Genomic DNA, 17,032 nt, shown 5'->3' on the forward strand with positions numbered 1-17,032 from the left:
TCCCTGGACGGTGCTGGGCGTGCTGACCCTCGTCAACGCGATGGCGCAGGCCGGCCCGGCGGTGCTGTCCGCCGTGCTGCCGATGCTGAAGGCCGAGTTCGGCTATTCGGACAGCGAGCTGGGCCTGCTGACCGGCTATGGCTCGGCCGTGTCCTACGCGCTGCTGGCCCTGCCGATCTCGCACTGGGCGGCCCGCCGCGGCAGCTCGCTGCTGCTGATGCTGTCGATGGTCGTTTGCGGCATCGGCAACGCGCTGACGGCCTCCTGCTCGGCGCTCTGGCACTTCATCGTCGTGCGCCTGGCTTCCGGCAGCGGCCCGGCAGCCGCCTGGCCGCTGGGGCAGGCCCTGGTCAGCGACCACTTCCCGCCCGCCAGGCGCTCCGGCGCGATGGCCACCTATGCGGCCGGCGACTTCATCGGCAACACCGTGCCGCTGATCGCCGGCGGCTGGGTCGCCGTGCACCACGGCTGGCGCGCGGCCTTCCTGCTGCTCGGGGTGCTGACGGTGGCGGTGGCGCTGCTGCAGCGCTGGCTGGTGCGCGACGACGCGACGGCGGCGGTGGCGCAGGCGGATCCGGTGCTGGCCGAGGACGCGCCGCCCGCGCACTGGGCCGAGGGCCTGCGCGAGCTGTGGCGCCAGCGCAGCTACGTCCACATCGTGCTGGGCTTCAGCTGGGCCTCGTTCGCGGTCTACGGGCTCTCGCAGTGGATGCCCAGCTTCTACAACCGGCAGTTCGGCCTGGCGCCGGACGAAGCGGCCGCCTTTTTCGGCGGCGCCTATGCCGGCGGCGCGATGCTGGGCCTGCTGCTGGGCGGCGTGATCGGCAACTACGTCGGCGCGCAGCGCTCCGAGCGCCTGCTCGGCTTCTGCATGGTGACCTACCTGTTCACCTTCCCCTGCATCCTCGGCGTGCTGTTCGCGCCGAACCTGAAGTTCGCCTTCGTCGCCCACATCCTGGCCACGATGTTCGGCGCCATGCCCAACGGGCCGGTGATGGCCATGATCCAGAACACCGTGCCGCGGCCGCTGCGCATCCTGGCCAACTCGGTCTTCCTGCTCGTGCTGACCCTGCTCGGCGCCGGCGGCGGGCCGCTGCTGATCGGCATCGTCAGCGATGCGCTGGCCGCCTCGCAGGGCGCCGAATCGCTGAAGTACGCGATGCTGGCCGTCAAGCTGCTCGGCCTGATGCTCTTCGTCCACCTGAGCCTGGCCCTGCGCAAGGCCCGGCGCGATTCCCAGTCACCGACCCCGGCGCTCACGCCCGACCCACAAGGAGGCACGCGATGAGCGGCCCAGTCATGAACTCCCTTCCCCTGCTGACCCCTGAAGACTATTTCCGCCTGAACATCCTGGGCGACCCGCAGATCTCGCCGGACGGCGCCCACGTCGCCTTCCTGCGCATGCGGGCCGATGTGGAGCAGGACATCGTCGGCAGCGAGGTCTGCGTGCTGAGCCGCGCCTCGGGCGAGCTGCGGGAGCTGGGCGCGGGCGGCCAGCCGCGCTGGTCGGCCGATGGACAGGCGCTCGCCTTCGTGCGCGCCGCCGGCGCGCAGGCGGAGATCGCGCTGTGGAACGCCGCGACCGCCGACCTCAGCTCGCTCGCACTGCTGCCCGATTCGCCGCAGGGCCTGGCCTGGTCGCCCGACGGCAGCCGCATCGCCTTCGTCATGCATGTGCCGCCGACGGCGGCCGAGACTGCCGCCGCCGCGACACGCCCGCCGCCGGCCTGGCACGCGCTGCGCACGCCCAGCTGGGCGGCCGCGCCGACGCGCTCCAGCAAGCTGATCCAGCGCGCCGAAGGCGTGGACGCGGAACTGCCCGAGGGCCAGTGGCAGGTCTTCCTGCTCGACGTGGCCTCGCGCAACGTGCGGCAGTTCACCTTCGATGATTTCGACCATGGCGGCCCGGCGGTGGAGATCACCAAGCTGAGCCTGGCCGGCCGGATCTCCTGGGCGCCGGACGGGCGGCACTTCGTGATGTCCATGCAGCGCAATGTGCCGGAGCCGGGGCCGGTGAAGGCCGAGGCCATCCTCGATTCGGACGTCTACGAGTTCGACACGCGCGACGGCTCGGTCAAGCGCCTGACCCGCTTCGGCGGCGCGGTCTGCCGGGCCACGCTCTCGCCCGATGGCCGCTGGATCGCCTTCGTCGGCTTCCGCAACGAGCGCCGCTCCTTCCACACCAATATCGTTCATGTCGTGCCGCGCGAGGGCGGCGAGCCGCGCGCGCTGCCGCATCCGCTCGGGCTGGAGATCCACCAGGAGATCCACTGGCTGCCCGACAGCTCCGGCCTGCTCGCGCTCTATCCGCACGAAGGCGCGGGCTGCCTGGCCCGTGTGGACCTGGCCGGCCAGTGGTCGCTGCTGAGCCGCGAGCTGGGCAACTCCGGCGGCTCGGGCTATGTGCTGTACGGCAAGCAGATCTCGGTGTCACGCGACGGCGAGGTCGCCTACCTGCGCGGCAGCGCCACGCAGACCGATGAAGTGGCGCTGCTGTCGGCCGATGGCATGCGCAGCCAGACGCTGACGTCCGAAGGCGCCTGGCTGGCCGAACGCGCCGTCGCGCCAGTCGAGATGCTGTGGCTGGACACCCCGCGGCCGATGCAGGGCTGGCTGTTGCGCCCGCCGGGCGTGCCGGCCGATGAGCGGCTGCCGCTGATCGTCTGGCTGCACGGCGGGCCCTACCTGGCCTGGTGCGGGAATTTCGCGGTGATCCCGCAGCTGTGGGCCGCGCGCGGCTATGCGGTGCTGATGCTCAACCCGCCCGGCTCGCTCGGCTACGGCGAGGATTACACCCATCAGCTGCACCATGATTTCCCCAGCGCGCGGGACCTGGTGATCAACGAGGCGGTGGACCTGGCGGTGGCCCGCGGCGGCATCGATCCGGCGCGGGTGTTCCTGGTCGGCGAATCGGCCGGCGGCGTGCTGACGAGCTGGCTGATCGGCCATACCGAGCGCTACAAGGCCGCCGCCGTCGTCTACGGCGTGATGGACTGGACCAGCGTGGTGCTCACGCAGGACCGAGTCGACTACTACCCCCACTACTGGCTGCCCGCGCCGCCCTGGGAGCCCGGCATGCAGGCGCACTACTGGGCGCATTCGCCGCTCTCGCGCGTGGGCCATGTGCGCACGCCGACGATGGTGCTGTGCGGCGAGCGCGACTGGCGCACGCCGATCTCGCAGTCGCAGATGTACTACTCGGCGCTGAAGCTGTGCGGCGTGGACGCGGCGCTGGTCAGCTTCCCGGACAACAACCACGGCCTGGAGCGGCATCCCAGCCACTACCTGGAACTGGTGGAGCAGGTGGACGAGTGGTTCCAGCGGCACGACCGATGAGCGCGACCGTCTTCGACAGCATGGCGCCGCCGCGCGCGGTCGCCCTCGCTGCGCTGGCAGGCAGCGTCGATCGGCCCTTCTGGCTGGACGACGTCGCCCCGCAGGCCGGCCATGCGCCGCTGCAAGGCGAGGCGGACACCGACCTGGCGATCGTGGGCGGCGGCTTCCTGGGCCTGTGGGCGGCGATCCTCGCCAAGGAGCGCGACCCGGCGCGCCGGGTGGTGCTGCTGGAAGGCGAGCGCATCGGCTGGGCGGCATCGGGCCGCAACGGCGGCTTCTGCGAAGCCAGCCTGACCCATGGCGAGGACAACGGCGAGCGCCGCTGGCCCGAGGAATTCGCCCGGCTGGAGGCGCTGGGCCTGCGCAACCTCGAGGAGATCGGCGAGACGCTGGCCCGCTACGGCATCGACTGCGACTTCGAGCGCAGCGGCGTGATGGTGGTCGCGGTGGAGCCCTACCAGGTCGACGCGCTGCAGGGGCCGGGCTTCCTCGATGCCGCGCAGACGCGCGCCGAAGTGAACTCACCCCGCTTCCTGGCCGGCCAGTGGGACCGCACCGGCTGCGCCATGCTGCATCCCGGCAAGCTGGTGATGGGGCTGGCGCGCGTGGCGGGCGAACTGGGCGTGCGGATCCATGAGCAGTCGCGCGTGACGGCGCTCAAGCCCTCGCGCGAGGGCGTGCGCCTGGAGACCGCGGGCGGCAGCGTGACTGCGGCGCGCGTGGTGCTGGCGACCAATGCCTTTCCCTCGCTGCTCCGGCGCTACCGCTCGCACACCATCCCGGTCTATGACTATGTGCTGATGAGCGAGCCGCTGAGCGAGGCGCAACGCGCGGCCATCGGCTGGGAGCACCGGCAGGGCCTGGCCGATCCCGGCAACCAGTTCCACTATTTCCGGATCACGCGCGACCAGCGCATCCTGTTCGGCGGCTACGACGCCGTCTACAACTTCGGCGGCCGGGTGGACGCGAAGCACGAGCAGCGGCCAGAGTCCTTCGAACGCCTGGCCAGCCACTTCTTCACGCTGTTCCCGCAGTTGGAGGGCCTGCGCTTCAGCCACCGCTGGGGCGGTGCCATCGACACCTGCTCGCGCTTCTGCGCCTTCTTCGCCCAGGCGCACCAGGGCCGCGTGGTCTATGCCGCCGGCTTCACGGGGCTGGGCGTGGGCGCCACGCGCTTCGCCGCCAACGTGCTGCTGGACCAGGCCGACGGCCTGGACACCGAACGCACGCGGCTGCGCATGGTGCGCGAGACGCCGATGGCCTTTCCTCCTGAGCCGCTGACCTGGGCGACGGTCAAGGCCGTGCAATGGTCCCTGGCCCGGGCCGACCGCCGGCAGGGTCGGCGCAACCTGCTGCTGCGAACGCTGGACGCGCTGGGCCTGGGCTTCGATTCCTGAGCGAGCTGAGATCATGAACGACATCCGCCAGAACTACATCGACGGCCGATGGCAGCCCGCCCTGAGCGGCGCCACCCGCGAGATCATCAACCCGGCCAACGGGGAGCTGATCGCCCTCGTGGCCGACAGCCAGGCCGAGGACACGCGCCTGGCGATCGCCGCCGCGAAGCGGGCCTTCTACGGCAAGGGCGAATGGCGCCGCACGGGCGGCCCGCGCCGCGCCGACACGCTGCTGGCCATTGCCGACGCCATCAAGGCACGCGCGGAGGAACTCGCCCTGCTGGACACGCGGGACAACGGCAAGCCGCTGCGCGAGGCCCGCGCCGACATCGACGACGCCGCGGCCTGCTTCCGCTACTACGCCGGGCTGGTCACCAAGCCGCAGGGCGGCGTCTATGAAGTCAGCGATGGCTTCGGGCCCATGCATGCCTTCGCCATGCACGAGCCGGTGGGCGTGTGCGGGCTGATCACGCCCTGGAACTATCCGCTGCTGATGGCCGCCTGGAAGCTCGCGCCCGCGCTGGCCGCCGGCAACTGCGTGGTGTTCAAGCCCAGCGAGCTGACGCCGCTGTCGGCGGTGGAGCTGTTCCGGATCTTCCACGAGGCGGGCCTGCCGGCGGGCACGGCCAACCTGGTCCTCGGCACGGGCCCGTCGGCCGGCCAGGAGCTGGCGAGCAGCCACGACGTGGACATGATCACCTTCACCGGCAGCACGCGCACCGGCCAGACGATCGCCAGCCTGGCGGTGGGCAACCTGAAGAAGGTCGGCCTGGAGCTGGGCGGCAAGTCGCCCAACATCATCTTCGCCGACGCCGATCTCGAAGGCGCCGTCGAGTGGGCCATGATCGGCGTGTTCTTCAACCAGGGCGAGGTCTGCTCGGCCGGCTCGCGCATCCTCATCGAGGAGAGCGTGAAGGAGCGCTTCGTCGCCCGCCTGGCCGAGCGCGCCAATGCGATGACCATCGGCGACGGCCTGCACGACCCCGACATCGGCGCCATCGTGTCGCAGGCGCAGCTGGAAAAGATCCTGGGCCATATCGAGCGCGCCCGCTCGCAGGGCGCGCGGCTCGTGTGCGGAGGAGAGCGCTATACGGCGGGCTCATGCGCGAAGGGCTTCTTCGTGCGGCCGACGGTCTTCGACCAGTGCACGCGGGAGATGGACATCGTCCGCGAGGAAGTCTTCGGCCCGGTCGTCGCCGTGCAGACCTTCAGGACCGAAGCCGAGGCCATCGAGATGGCCAACGACACGCCCTATGGCCTGGCCGGCGGCGTGTTCACCAGCGACGGCGCCCGCGCCCTGCGCGTGGTGAAGGAGATCCGCGCCGGCGTCACCTGGATCAACTGCTACAACCCGACCTTCAACGAGGCGCCCTGGGGCGGCTACAAGATGAGCGGCTACGGGCGCGACCTGGGCGTGAATGGCCTGCTCGAGTACCAGCAGGTGAAGCAGGTCAACATCAGCCTGCAGCCGGGGCCTGTCGGCTGGTACCGGCGCTGAGCCCTGCGGCCCCGGCGGGATGTGTTGACGAGAGGAATCGAAGCCACGCCTCTCTTCGTGCACGAGATGCTCAAGGTCGAGGTCCTCGATGACCGAGCGTCCGGCAGGTCGGGAAAGACCTGGCTTCTCCCGGTGGAACGGCAAGCGCTCAGGCGGCGCCGGCCACCACCTCCTGCGCCAGCGCCCGCCGGATCTCCGCATGCCGCCGCCGGTCCAGGCGGTAGGCCAGCAGCAGCGGCACGGTGACCGCGAACACCAGCGCGTGACCCGGTCCCCAGACCAGGCCGAGCCAGGTGGCCGTCCGAGGGTCGAGGGCCGCGGTGGAGGCCGGGCTCCCCTGGTCCAGGCCGATCATCGTCAGCGCGAAGCCGGCCAGCATCGAACCGGCGCCGCCGGCGGCCTTGCCGGCAAACACGAGCGCGCTGTAGTACAGCCCCTCGCAGCGGGCGCCGAAGCGCAGCTGGTGTTCGTCGATCGCGTCGGCCACCATCGACTGGAAGGCGACGAAGATCAGCGAGCTGCAGACGCCGAAGGCCAGCGCCGTGCTGCAGAGCACCGTGATCAGCAGGCCGGGCTGCGGCGCGGCCGAGGCCAGCACCAGCAGCGGCGCGAGCGCCTGGAAGACGCTCACCACGGCGATGCTCACGGCCAGGGCCTTGTGCTTCTCGTAGCGCTGCAGCGTGATGGCCGCCACCGGGATGCCCACGACCAGGCCGATCTGCAGCGCCAGTTGCGGCCACTGCATCTGCGCCGGCTGCAGCTTCCAGAAGTCGCGATAGACGTAGAGGTTCATCGCGTTGAGGCTGCCCGCGCCGATCAGGCAGATCGCCGCGGCCAGGAACAGCAGCACGAAGGAACGGTTGCGCACGACGTCGCGCAGGTCCGCCAGCGGCGACTGGTGGGCGTTGACCGGTTGCGATTCACGCGCATGGCTGCCCCGCACCAGGCCGGCGATGCAGGCGCCGCCGAACAGCAGCACCGCCCCGGCGATCAGCCAGCCGAGCTCGCGATAGGCCGTCGCCGATGACATGGCCTCGGGCCCCGCGAAGACCAGCCCGAACGCGGGCGCGATGATGGCCACCGTGCCGAGGAAGGCGAAGATGCAGCGATAGATGGCGATGCTGGATCGCTCGTTGTAGTCGGTCGTGATCTCCGCCGTCAGCGCCGAATAGGGCATGGCGAACAGCGAGGTCCCGAGGCGCAGCATCAGGTTGAAGGCCAGGATCCAGGCGATCAGCGCCGCTCCGGTGATGGCCGGCGCCACGAACACGCCCAGCGCGCCGGCCACCAGGATCGGCAGGCTCAGTGCCATGAAGGGCAGGCGCCGGCCCCAGCGCGAGCGCCAGCGATCCGACACCGCGCCGATGACGGGATCGGCGATCGCGTCGATCAGCAGCGAGACGAAGATCAGCGTGCCGGCGGTGGCCGCGGGGATCCGGCAGACGTTCGTCAGGTAGAAGAGCAGGAAGGTGCTGGCGGCGAAGCCCACGCCGGACTCGACGCCCTGGCCGAAGCCGAAGAGCAGCTTGGTGCGGACGGGCAGCTTGCCGGCTTGTTCGGTGGTGGTCATGGGGTCAGGTGTTGCTTGAGGATCACGTAGCTCGCATTGGTCCAGCCGAAGCCGTCCTGCGTCGGGTACTCGCCGCCGCCGCCGATGCGGTCGGCTTCGGTGTCGTACTTCTCGACCAGCTTGCCGCTGGATTCGTAGACGCGCTCGATGCAGCCGAGCCAGCGGCGCGACAGGTCGGCGGCAAGCGCGTCGTGGCCGTGGCGTCGCAGGCCTTCGGCGGCCATGATCTGCAGAGGCGCCCAGCCGTTGGGTTGGTCCCACTGCTGCGCGCTGCGGCGCAGCGTCGTGCGCAGGCCGTTCGCGCCCAGCAGGCGCGCCTGCGCCGTGTCGGCCACGGCCGCGGCTTCGTCGGGCGTGGTCAGGCCGGCATATAGCGGAACGACGGTGGCGGCAGTGAGTTCGCGCTGCGTGCCAGTCGGCCAATGGAGATCCACGAAGGCACGCTGACCGGGGCTCCACAGATGGCGTCGCAGCGCGTCCGCCCGGGCCGCGGCGCGGGTCTCGAACTCATCGCAGACGGCGGCGGCGCCTGCCTGCCTGGCGCCGCGCGCGATCGCCTGTTCCAGGCCCCACAGCAGGGCGTTGAGATCGATCGGCAGCACGGCGCTGGTCTCGATCGTGCACAGGCGCTGCGGGTCGGCGCACCAGCGGCTGCTGAAATCCCAGCCGCTCTCGGCCGCGGCGCGCAGCTCGCGCCACACCTCGGCGGCGGGGCGATGCGGCGCTTCGCCGGCGGTCTCCACGTCCTCGCGCCAGGACTCGTCGCGCGGCGTGCAGTGATCGTCCCAGTAGCGGTTCAGCAGCGTGCCGTCGGCCAGGCGCACGACGCGGCGCGCGGCATCGCCGGCAGCGAGCCCGTCCTCACCGGCCATCCAGAAGCGGTGCTCGGCGCGCAGCACGTCGAGGTAGCGGCCCGGATCGTCCGGCCACAGCAGCTCGACCATGCGGAACAGCAGCGGCGGCTGCGAGCGGCTCAGCATGTAGCTGCGGTTGCTGTTCGGCACATGGCCGACCTGGCGCACCAGGTGGACGAAGTTGTCCAGCATGTCCTGGGCGATATCCCGATGGCCGTGCAGCAGCAGCGCCTGCATCGTGAAGGCCGAATCCCAGTAGTAGATCTCGCGGAAGCGGCCGCCGGGCACGACGTAAGGGTGCGGCAGCGCTAGCAGCGAGCCCGCGGGCTCGGGGCCGTCGTGTCGCAGCAGGCGCGGCCAGAGCGCGCGGATGTGCTCTTCGATGGGCAGCCGCGCGCCCGCGGCTTCTTCGACAGGCGTCCCGGGCAGCACGAAGAAGCGGCGCACGAAGGCGCCGGGATCGAAGCCCTCCTGCGCACGCTGCTGCTCGTAGGCCTGCAGCAGCCGGCCCGCATCGCCGTGGCGCGGTACGGCATCCGCGAAAGCCTTGCTGTCGGGGAACAGGCCGGCCTGCTGGACCGCCTCGAACAGCGGACCCCATTGCTGCTGTGGGCTCGGCGTCGAGATCATGCCAGGCCCATCCGCTTCGCTTCGGCCGTCAGCTCGGCGCGGAAGTCAGGGTGCGCGATGGCGATGAGCTCGCCGGCCCGCTGCTTCGCCGACTTGCCGCGCAGCTGCGCGACGCCGTACTCGCTGACGACGTAGTTGACGTCGTTCTTGCTCGTCGTGACGTGCGTGCCCGCCGCCAGCGTCGGCACGATGCGCGAGACGGTGCCGCCGGCTGCCGTCGAGGGCAGCACGATGATGGCCTTGCCGTCGCGCGAGCGGTTGGCCGCGCGGACGAAGTCGGCCTGGCCGCCGGTGCCGGAGTAGGGCGCGTGGCCCAGGCTTTCCGAGCCGCACTGGCCCAGCAGGTCGACGGCCAGGCTGGCGTTGATGGCGATCAGCCTGTCGTTGCGCGCGGCCAGCGCGGGATCGTTGGTGAAGTCCACCGGATGCATCTCCAGCGCCGGGTTGCGATGCATGAAGCGGTGCAGCTTCGCCGACCCCAGCGCGAAGGTGGCGACCGTCGTGCCCGGCAGCCAGGTCTTGCGCCGGTTGGTGACCACGCCCTGCTCGATCAGGCTCAGGATGCCGTCGCCCAGCATCTCGGTGTGCACGCCGAGGTCGCGCTTGTTCGTCAGCTGCATCACCACGGCATCGGGAATGCCGCCGTAGCCGATCTGCAGCGTGGAGCCGTCCTCGATCATCTCGGCGACGAAGCCGCCGATCGCCTGCTGCACCGGACCGATCGCCGGCAGGCCCACTTCGAGCAGCGGGTCGGCCGTCTCCACCAGCGCCGCGACCTGCGAGATGTGGACATGGCAGTTGCCGTTCGCGAAGGGCACGTTCGGGTTGACTTCGAGCACGATGGCCCGTGACCGGGCGAGCGCGGCCATCGTGTAGTCGGCGCCCAGGCTCAAGGAGAAGAAGCCGTGCTCGTCCATCGGCGAGGCCAGGCTCAGCACGACGTCGGCGCCGATCTGCCCGCGCTGGATCATCGACGGGATCTCGGAGAAGTAGTTCGGCGTGAAGTCGATCCAGCCCTGCTGCCCGCCGGCGCGGGTGGCGCCGCCGAAGAACAGCGCCACGTGGCGCACGTGATCAGCGGTATCGCGATCGATGTAGCCGTACTTGCGCATCGCCAGGATCTGCGCGACGGTGACGCCGCGCCACTCGCGGCGGCGCTCGGACAAGGCCGCGAGCAAGGCCGGTGGTTCCGCCGCGCCGGTCGGCACGATGATGCGGTCGCCGTTGCGCAGGCCGTCGAGTGCCTCGTGCGCGCTGCGGCGCCGGGCGAGGTAAAGCTCATTGATTGACATCAGTTTCTTCTCCCGTACATCGTCACGACGGCCGCGCCGCCCAGGCCCAGGTTGTGCTGCAGCGCATGCCGCGCGCCTTCGACCTGCCGCGCCCCGGCCGTGCCGCGCAGCTGCTGCGTCAGCTCGAAGCACTGGGCCAGGCCGGTGGCACCCAGCGGATGGCCCTTGGATAGCAGGCCGCCCGAGGGGTTCACGACCACATCGCTGCCGAAGGTGCCGCGCCCATCGCGCACGAAGCCCTCGCCCCCGCCGGTGGGGCACAGCCCGAGGCCCTCGTACGTGATCAGCTCGTTCTGCGCGAAGCAGTCGTGCAGTTCGACCACATCGACCGCGTCCGGTCCGATGCCGCTGGCCGCATAGACCTGCTCGGCCGCGCGCCGCGTGAGGCCCGCGCCGACCAGCTCGATCATCGATTGCGACTCGAAGCTGCCGGGCTGGTCCGTCGTCATCGCCTGGGCGAGGATCTCGACGTCGGTGCGCAGGCCCAGGCGGCGGGCGAAGCGCTCGGACACCAGCAGCGCCGCCGCGCCGCCGCAGGTCGGCGGGCAGGCCATCGAGCGGGTCATCACGCCGGGAATCAACTCGGGGTCGGCCAGCACCGCATCGGCCGTCAGTTCCTTGCGGAACACGGCCAGCGGGTTGCGCGCCGCATGGCGGCTGGCCTTGGCGCGGATCTCGGCGAAGGTGCGCAGGCTGGTGCCATAACGCTGCATGTGCTCGGCACCGGCGCCGCCGAACAGGCGCACGGCCATCGGCAGGTGGGGGTGGCCGAACAGCTCGTCGGCGACGGCGTCGAACGTTGCCGTGGCGCTGGGCCGGTCGTCGAACATCATCGCGATCGCGCCGGGCTTCATCTGCTCGAAGCCCACGGCCAGCGCGCAGTCGACCGCACCCGACTGCACCGCCTGGCGGGCCAGGAACAGCGCCGTCGAACCGCTGGAGCAGTTGTTGTTGACGTTGACCACCGGGATGCCGCTGAGGCCCACCTCGTACAGCGCCCGCTGGCCGCTGGTCGAGTCCCCATAGACATAGCCGGCATAGGCCTGCTGCACCTGGCCGTAGTCCAGGCCCGCATCGGCCAGCGCCAGCCGGGCCGCTTCGGCGCCCAGCATGAAATAGGGCTCGCCCGCGCCCGGCTTGGTGAAGGGCACCATGCCGACGCCGGCGACAAACACTCGTTCCGTCATTGCTTGCTAACTCCTCAACCGAGCGTCATGCCGCCGCCGCAGACCAGCACCTGGCCCGACACATAGTCCGAGCCCGCGCCGCAGAACATCAGCACCGCGCCGGCCGCCTCCTCGACGCTGCCGGCCCGGCCCAGCGGGATCTGCGCCGCCAGCGCGCGCAGCAGCTCGGGGTTCACGCCGATGGCGACTTCCTGGCCGCCGACCCGGACAGTGGCGCTCTCGTTGCGCGACTGCGTCAGCCGCGTCTCGATATGGCCGTAGGCCACGCAGTTGACGTTGACCGCCAGCCGCCCCCACTCCTTGGCCAGCGACTTGGTCAGCCCGACGACGCCGGCCTTGGCCGCGGCGTAGTTCGCCTGGCCCGCGTTGCCGCCGAGGCCGACGATGGAGGACACGTTGACCACCTTGCGATGGACCACGCGGCCGGCTTCCTGGTCGCGCTGGTGCTGGGCCTTCAGCACCGGGTAGGCGGCGCGCAGCAGGCGGAAGGGGGCGGTGAGGTGCACGTCCAGCATCGCGGCCCATTGGGCGTCGCTCATCTTGTGCAGCGCGCCGTCCCAGGTGTAGCCGGCGTTGTTGACGAGGATGTCCAGGCTGCCGAAGCCTTCCATGCAGGCGGCGACGGCGCGCTCGCCGAAGTCCGGCTCGCAGACGTTGCCGGCGAAGGCGCGGGCCGTGCCGCCGGCGGCGGTGATGGCGTCGGCCACGGCTTGCGCCGGTGCGGCGTCGAGGTCGTTGACCAGCACGCGCGCGCCCTGCGCGGCCAGGGCCTGGGCGATGGCGGCGCCGATGCCGCGGCCGGCGCCGGTGATGAGCGCGGAGCGTCCCATGAGCGTGTTCCCGTCGTGCTTCATGCGCGGCGCCCGTCACCGCGGTCCAGCGCGTGGGCGCTGCCGCGCTGGCGCAACACGGCGCGCTGCACCTTGCCGGTGGCGGTCCTGGGCAGCTCGGTCACGCATTGCAGGTAGCGCGGGCGGGCGAAGCGGGGCAGCAGCGCTTCGGCGGCCTGGGCCAGCGATTCGAGATCGAGGGAAGCACCTGGGTCGGCGACGAGGGCCAGCAGCAGCTCGTCCTCGCCGCCGGGCACATCGCTCGGCACGGCGAAGGCGGCCACCTCGGCCACGCCGGGCAGCCCCGCCACCAGCGCCTCCACCTCGCTGGCGGCGATGTTCTCGCCGCGGCGGCGGATGCAGTCCTTGAGACGGTCGGTGAAGGTGAGGAGGCCGTCGGCGTCCATCGTGCCGCCGTCGCCGGTGTGGAACCAGAGATTGCGCCAGGCCTCCAGCGTCTTCTCCGGCATGCCCAGGTAGCCCTGCATGAAGCCGAAGGGCACGCGCGGCCGCACGAGGATCTCGCCGACCTGGCCGCGTGGCAGCTCGCGGTCGGTCTCCGGGTCGGCCACGATCAGCTCGAACCAGCGGCTGACCCAGCCGGCCGCGCCCGGCCTGCTGTGGCCGATGCGGCCCCAGACGGGGATGTTGATCTCGGTCATGCCGTAGCCGGAGACGATGCTGCCGATGCCGAAGCGCTCCATCAGCACCTGTTCGAGCTGCGGCAGGTTCGGTGCGTTGCACAGCGCGCGCAAGGCGTGGTCGCGGTCCTGCGGGCTGGCGGGCTGCGCGGCGATGAAGGCCGCCAGCACGCCCAGCGTGTTCGTCAAGGTGGCGCGATGCTCGCGGAGGTCCGTCAGCCACTCGCTGGCCGAGAAGCGCGGCCGCACGATCGCCGGGATGCCGGCCAGCAGCGTGGCGCCGAGCTGCATCAGCAGGCCGTTGCTGTGGAACAGCGGCAGCACGATGTAGTAGCGGTCGCTCGCGGTGATCTGCAGCGCCTCGATCGCGCCCAGGCCGTAGAGCGCGCAGTGGGCATGGGGCATCAGCACGCCCTTGCTCGGCCCGCTGGTGCCGGAGGTGTACATGACGCAGGCGATGTCCTGGGCGCGCGGCAGCGGGCCGGCGTAGGGCGCGGCCTGGCGCCAGCGGTTCCAGCTGTCCTCGCCGATGGCCAGCCGCTGGCGCAGCGGCGAGCCCGCGGCCACCTCGTCAAGCACCGGCAGCAGCGCCGCATCGGCGATGGCCCAGGCGGCGCCGGCGTTGTCGAGCTGGTGCGCCAGGAAGGCGCCGCGCAGCTCGGTGTTCAGCAGTACCGAGACGGCGCCCAGCATCTGCACGCCCAGCCAGGCGCGCACGAAGTCCGCATGGTTGCCGGCGAAGATCACCACGCGGTCGCCGTGCGAGACGCCCAGCGACTGCAGCAGGCCGGCCACGCGCAGCACGTCATCAAGCATGCGGCCGTAAGTCACCGTCTCGTTACCGAGGCCGATGAACCACGGCGCATCGGGCTGGCGCCGCGCCTGCTCGGCCAGCACGGCGGGCAGCACCCAGCCGGCGGGATCGTCGTCGAATGGCATCGGAGTCCTCATCGATCAGCGCAGCAGGTCGTCCAGCATCGCGACGACGCCGCGAGGATCCTGCAGCTGCATGTCGTGCACCGCGCCGGGCTTCACGCGCACATCCCAGCCGGCGGCGCGCAGGCCCTCGGCCATGGGCGCGGGAACGACGATGCTGTTCTCCACCAGCAGCAGCGTCGACGACACGGCCGGCGGCGCCACCGGGATCGGATGCCGCCGCAGCGAGCGTGCGTAGGGCAGGATCATCGAGGTGTCCCAGTCCCGGGCCATGGCACGCACGCGCTCACGCGTGTCGGGGGCGGACCCCTCCGGGATCGAGGCCGGCAGGTTCAGCGACCAGTCGAGCACGCGGGGCGTCAGCGGGCCCAGGGCACCGAGCACGTAGCACATCGCCATCAGCGATGCCGGCGCGTAGAAGCCCGGGTCGAGACCGATGAAGCGCTTCGGCTGCAGCCGCGCGCTGGCCACGGCGCCGGCGCCGCCGCCCAGCGAATGGCCGATCAGGACGTCCAGCCCCTGCGGCAGCGACTCGACCAGGTCGTCGGCGAAATCGGACAGCCGGTAGCTGCTCGCCCGCGGGCTGCGGCCGTGGCCGCGCTGGTCCAGCAGCATGACGGTCAGGTCGTATTCATCGACCAGGATGCGCGCCATGTCGCGCCACACATCGGCCGCCTTGGAGGCGCCGTGGACCAGCGCAACGGTCCGCGAGCCGCTGCCCACGGTCCAGGTGTCGAGTTTCACGTTCCGGCCTTTCCCGTTCTCTCAGAACTCGTAGCGTGCCTGCACGCCGAAGGTGCGCGGCTCGCCGTAGGTGTAGGTCACCGCGCCGAAGCTGCTGTAGAAGTCGGCCAGGCCGGTGGCGTAGGTGCGGTTGGTGGCATTGGCGACGAAGACGCTGACATCCAGCGGCTGGCCACCGATGCGGCGCAGCGCGGCCCGCAGGCTCAGCGTGCCATAGCCCGGCATCGATTGCACGCGGGCCAGGTTGTTCTGGGCGGTGGAGAAGCTGCTCTGGTGGGCGTAGTTGCCCGACAGGACCAGCGTGCCCAGCCTCTGCAGCGGCTGCTCCCACTGCACGCCCAGCGTGTACTTGTTCTTGGGCGTGAAGGGGAAGGACGAGCCTTCCAGGATCGCGCCGATGTCGGCGTTGGCGACCTTCGTGTAGCGGCCGTCGATGTAGGAGTAGGAGCCGGTGAAGGTCAGGCCGCGCACCGGCACGAGGGCGCCGGTGAACTCCGCGCCCTGGATGCGGCCCTCGGCCGCGCTGCGGGTCACGTTGAGCAGGGTGCCGTCGATGACTTCCCCGGCGGTGCGCTGGATGTCGTGGTACTGGCCGCGGTAGACGGCGAGGTTGGCGCGCGCCGCCATGTCGCCCAGCATGAACTCCGACTTGACGCCCAGCTCCACGTCGTTGAGCTTCTCCGGCGCGAAGGTGTGGAAGGACGAGTCGGTCGGTACGCCGCCGTTGACGCCGCCAGCCTTGTAGGCATCGCGCACGGCGCCGTAGACGTGCAGGTCCTTGTTCACCTGGTAGTCCAGGCCGAGGTTGTAGCTGCCGTACCTGAAGCTGCCTTCGCCGCCCGAGACCGGCAGCACCGAGATCTGCGTCTCGTTGGACACGCTCTCCCGGGTGTAGCGGTAGCCGGCCGTCAGGCTCAGGCCCTTGGGCATGCCGAGGCGGCCCAGGTTCAGCGTGCCCTGGGCGAAGACGGCCTTGCTCTCGCTGCGGTTGTCCAGCCGCGCCGGGATGTCGCCGATCACCAGGGACGTCGGGAACTGGGTGAACAGGCCGCCCTGGCTGTCGCTCAAGCGCTGGCGGTCGTAGTAGACGCCGGTGGTGTAGTTCAGCGCCTCGCCGAAGGCATCGCCCTGCAGCTGCAGTTCCTCGGTGAAATAGGTCGGCGCCTGGGTGGGCAGGCCGGTGCGGCTGGTCTGGCCGGCGATCGGGAAGGGCGTGGCGTCGTAGTCGTAGGCGTAGCGCGCGAGGAACTTCGAATAGCTGACGATGTTCTTCAGCTTCAGCGAGTCGCTCAGCTCCAGCGTGGCGTGGTTGATGAACTGCACGTAGCGCGTGTTCGAGAACTCGTCCATGTCGTAGGACACCTCGCGCGGGCCGCGGGCCTGCTGCTGCGCCACCGCGTTGGCCAGGCCGGGGAAGATCGTCGCGGCCGGTGCCACCGGCTCGCCCAGCGTCGGGTTGAACTGGGTCAGGACGGTGCCGGGCCCGTTGTTGGAGGACTCGTAGTAGCGGACCACCGTGTACAGCTCGCTGCCCTGGGTCGGCCGCACGATCAGGCTCGCGCGCAGGCTGGTGTAGTCGAGGTTGTCGTAGTCCTTGCCGGCGAAGTTGGGCCCGACGTCCTTGGTGTAGCCGTCGCGCCGGCCGCGCTCGCCGGCGAGGCGGAACAGCACGGTGTTGTCCTTGATCGGCACGTTGAGCGCGAACTCGACGCGGCGATCGTTGTAGTTGCCCAGCTCGGCCTGCACATAGCCGCCGAACTTGTTGGTGGGCCGCTGCGGCTCGAACAGGATGTTGCCGCCGGTCGCGTTCTTGCCGAACAGCGTGCCCTGCGGGCCGGCCAGCACCTGCACGTTGGCGAGATCGAAGTAGGTGCCGGTGCGGCCGTCGATGCCGAGCGGGTTGGGTACCTCGGCGAAGTAGTTGACGACGCCCGGCGTCGAGCCGAAGGCCGGGCCCTGGCCGCGCAGCGCGAAGAAGGCCATCTCCTTCGGGTAGCCGCCGGTGATGCTCAGCAGCGAGGGCGTGAAGTTGGCCAGGTCGCTGCGGTCGTCGATATGGCGGGCGGCCAGCGCGTCGGGCGAGAAGTTGGTGACCGACAGCGGCACGTCCTGCAGCT

The 17,032-nt window shown here is 70.8% G+C and carries 12 protein-coding genes; 4 read left to right on the forward strand and 8 right to left on the reverse strand.

The window, feature by feature from the left end:
* From B0W88_RS20875 to B0W88_RS20890, 4 genes are all read left to right on the forward strand, one after another.
* On the forward strand, positions 1-1,288 hold a 1,288-nt coding region (locus B0W88_RS20875), incomplete at its 5' end, for an MFS transporter (RefSeq protein WP_077036561.1).
* Between the two features lie 11 nt (positions 1,289-1,299).
* Positions 1,300-3,336 carry a prolyl oligopeptidase family serine peptidase gene (locus tag B0W88_RS20880; protein WP_077036562.1) on the forward strand — a complete coding sequence of 679 codons (2,037 nt, stop codon included), beginning with the start codon at positions 1,300-1,302 and terminating at the stop codon, positions 3,334-3,336.
* Positions 3,333-4,733, forward strand: coding sequence for an FAD-binding oxidoreductase (locus B0W88_RS20885; RefSeq protein WP_077036563.1), 1,401 nt, complete (start codon positions 3,333-3,335; stop codon positions 4,731-4,733). The genes B0W88_RS20880 and B0W88_RS20885 overlap by 4 nt, the downstream gene beginning before the upstream one ends.
* Positions 4,734-4,746: 13 nt before the next feature.
* Positions 4,747-6,231 carry an aldehyde dehydrogenase family protein gene (locus B0W88_RS20890; protein ID WP_077036564.1) on the forward strand — a complete coding sequence of 495 codons (1,485 nt, stop codon included), beginning with the start codon at positions 4,747-4,749 and terminating at the stop codon, positions 6,229-6,231.
* 148 nt (positions 6,232-6,379) lie between these two features.
* Here the strand turns inward: B0W88_RS20890 and B0W88_RS20895 are convergent, their stop codons facing one another.
* From B0W88_RS20895 to B0W88_RS20930, 8 genes are all read right to left on the reverse strand, one after another.
* Positions 6,380-7,801, reverse strand: coding sequence for an MFS transporter (locus tag B0W88_RS20895; RefSeq protein WP_077036565.1), 1,422 nt, complete (start codon positions 7,799-7,801; stop codon positions 6,380-6,382).
* Positions 7,798-9,285 carry an alpha,alpha-trehalase TreF gene (treF, locus tag B0W88_RS20900; protein WP_077036566.1) on the reverse strand — a complete coding sequence of 496 codons (1,488 nt, stop codon included), beginning with the start codon at positions 9,283-9,285 and terminating at the stop codon, positions 7,798-7,800. Before treF ends, B0W88_RS20895 begins: the two co-directional genes overlap by 4 nt.
* A complete protein-coding gene (locus tag B0W88_RS20905; RefSeq protein ID WP_077036567.1) occupies positions 9,282-10,577 on the reverse strand; it encodes an acetyl-CoA hydrolase/transferase family protein in 1,296 nt (431 codons plus the stop codon). Before B0W88_RS20905 ends, treF begins: the two co-directional genes overlap by 4 nt.
* The gene (locus tag B0W88_RS20910; protein ID WP_077036568.1) at positions 10,577-11,764 is read right to left on the reverse strand and encodes a lipid-transfer protein; all 1,188 of its coding nucleotides are present in this window, start codon (positions 11,762-11,764) and stop codon (positions 10,577-10,579) included. The genes B0W88_RS20905 and B0W88_RS20910 overlap by 1 nt, the downstream gene beginning before the upstream one ends.
* A gap of 14 nt (positions 11,765-11,778) precedes the next feature.
* Positions 11,779-12,594: an SDR family NAD(P)-dependent oxidoreductase gene (locus tag B0W88_RS20915; protein WP_233151791.1), complete on the reverse strand. Its 816-nt coding sequence runs from the start codon at positions 12,592-12,594 to the stop codon at positions 11,779-11,781.
* 20 nt (positions 12,595-12,614) lie between these two features.
* Positions 12,615-14,174 (reverse strand): AMP-binding protein, encoded by a 1,560-nt coding sequence (locus B0W88_RS20920; protein ID WP_083748944.1) that lies wholly within the window; start codon positions 14,172-14,174, stop codon positions 12,615-12,617.
* A 15-nt stretch (positions 14,175-14,189) separates the two neighbouring features.
* Entirely contained in the window at positions 14,190-14,915 is a 726-nt protein-coding gene (locus tag B0W88_RS20925; RefSeq protein ID WP_077036571.1) for an alpha/beta fold hydrolase, read from the reverse strand.
* 21 nt (positions 14,916-14,936) lie between these two features.
* A partial coding sequence (locus B0W88_RS20930) for a TonB-dependent receptor (protein WP_077036572.1) occupies positions 14,937-17,032 on the reverse strand: 2,096 nt, incomplete at its 5' end.

The sequence above is a fragment of the Pelomonas sp. KK5 genome (assembly GCF_001984095.1).
In the GTDB taxonomy this organism is placed as follows: domain Bacteria; phylum Pseudomonadota; class Gammaproteobacteria; order Burkholderiales; family Burkholderiaceae_C; genus KK5.

What these genes read in the sequence shown, in the direction of transcription:
- B0W88_RS20920 (WP_083748944.1), bottom strand. Translation starts at nt 14,174, where the DNA reads ATGCCATTCGACGACGATCCCGCCGGCTGGGTGCTGCCCGCCGTGCTG.
- B0W88_RS20915 (WP_233151791.1), bottom strand. Translation starts at nt 12,594, where the DNA reads ATGGGACGCTCCGCGCTCATCACCGGCGCCGGCCGCGGCATCGGCGCC.
- B0W88_RS20895 (WP_077036565.1), bottom strand. Translation starts at nt 7,801, where the DNA reads ATGACCACCACCGAACAAGCCGGCAAGCTGCCCGTCCGCACCAAGCTG.
- B0W88_RS20890 (WP_077036564.1), top strand. Translation starts at nt 4,747, where the DNA reads ATGAACGACATCCGCCAGAACTACATCGACGGCCGATGGCAGCCCGCC.
- B0W88_RS20880 (WP_077036562.1), top strand. Translation starts at nt 1,300, where the DNA reads ATGAACTCCCTTCCCCTGCTGACCCCTGAAGACTATTTCCGCCTGAAC.
- treF (WP_077036566.1), bottom strand. Translation starts at nt 9,285, where the DNA reads ATGATCTCGACGCCGAGCCCACAGCAGCAATGGGGTCCGCTGTTCGAG.
- B0W88_RS20885 (WP_077036563.1), top strand. Translation starts at nt 3,333, where the DNA reads ATGAGCGCGACCGTCTTCGACAGCATGGCGCCGCCGCGCGCGGTCGCC.
- B0W88_RS20905 (WP_077036567.1), bottom strand. Translation starts at nt 10,577, where the DNA reads ATGTCAATCAATGAGCTTTACCTCGCCCGGCGCCGCAGCGCGCACGAG.
- B0W88_RS20910 (WP_077036568.1), bottom strand. Translation starts at nt 11,764, where the DNA reads ATGACGGAACGAGTGTTTGTCGCCGGCGTCGGCATGGTGCCCTTCACC.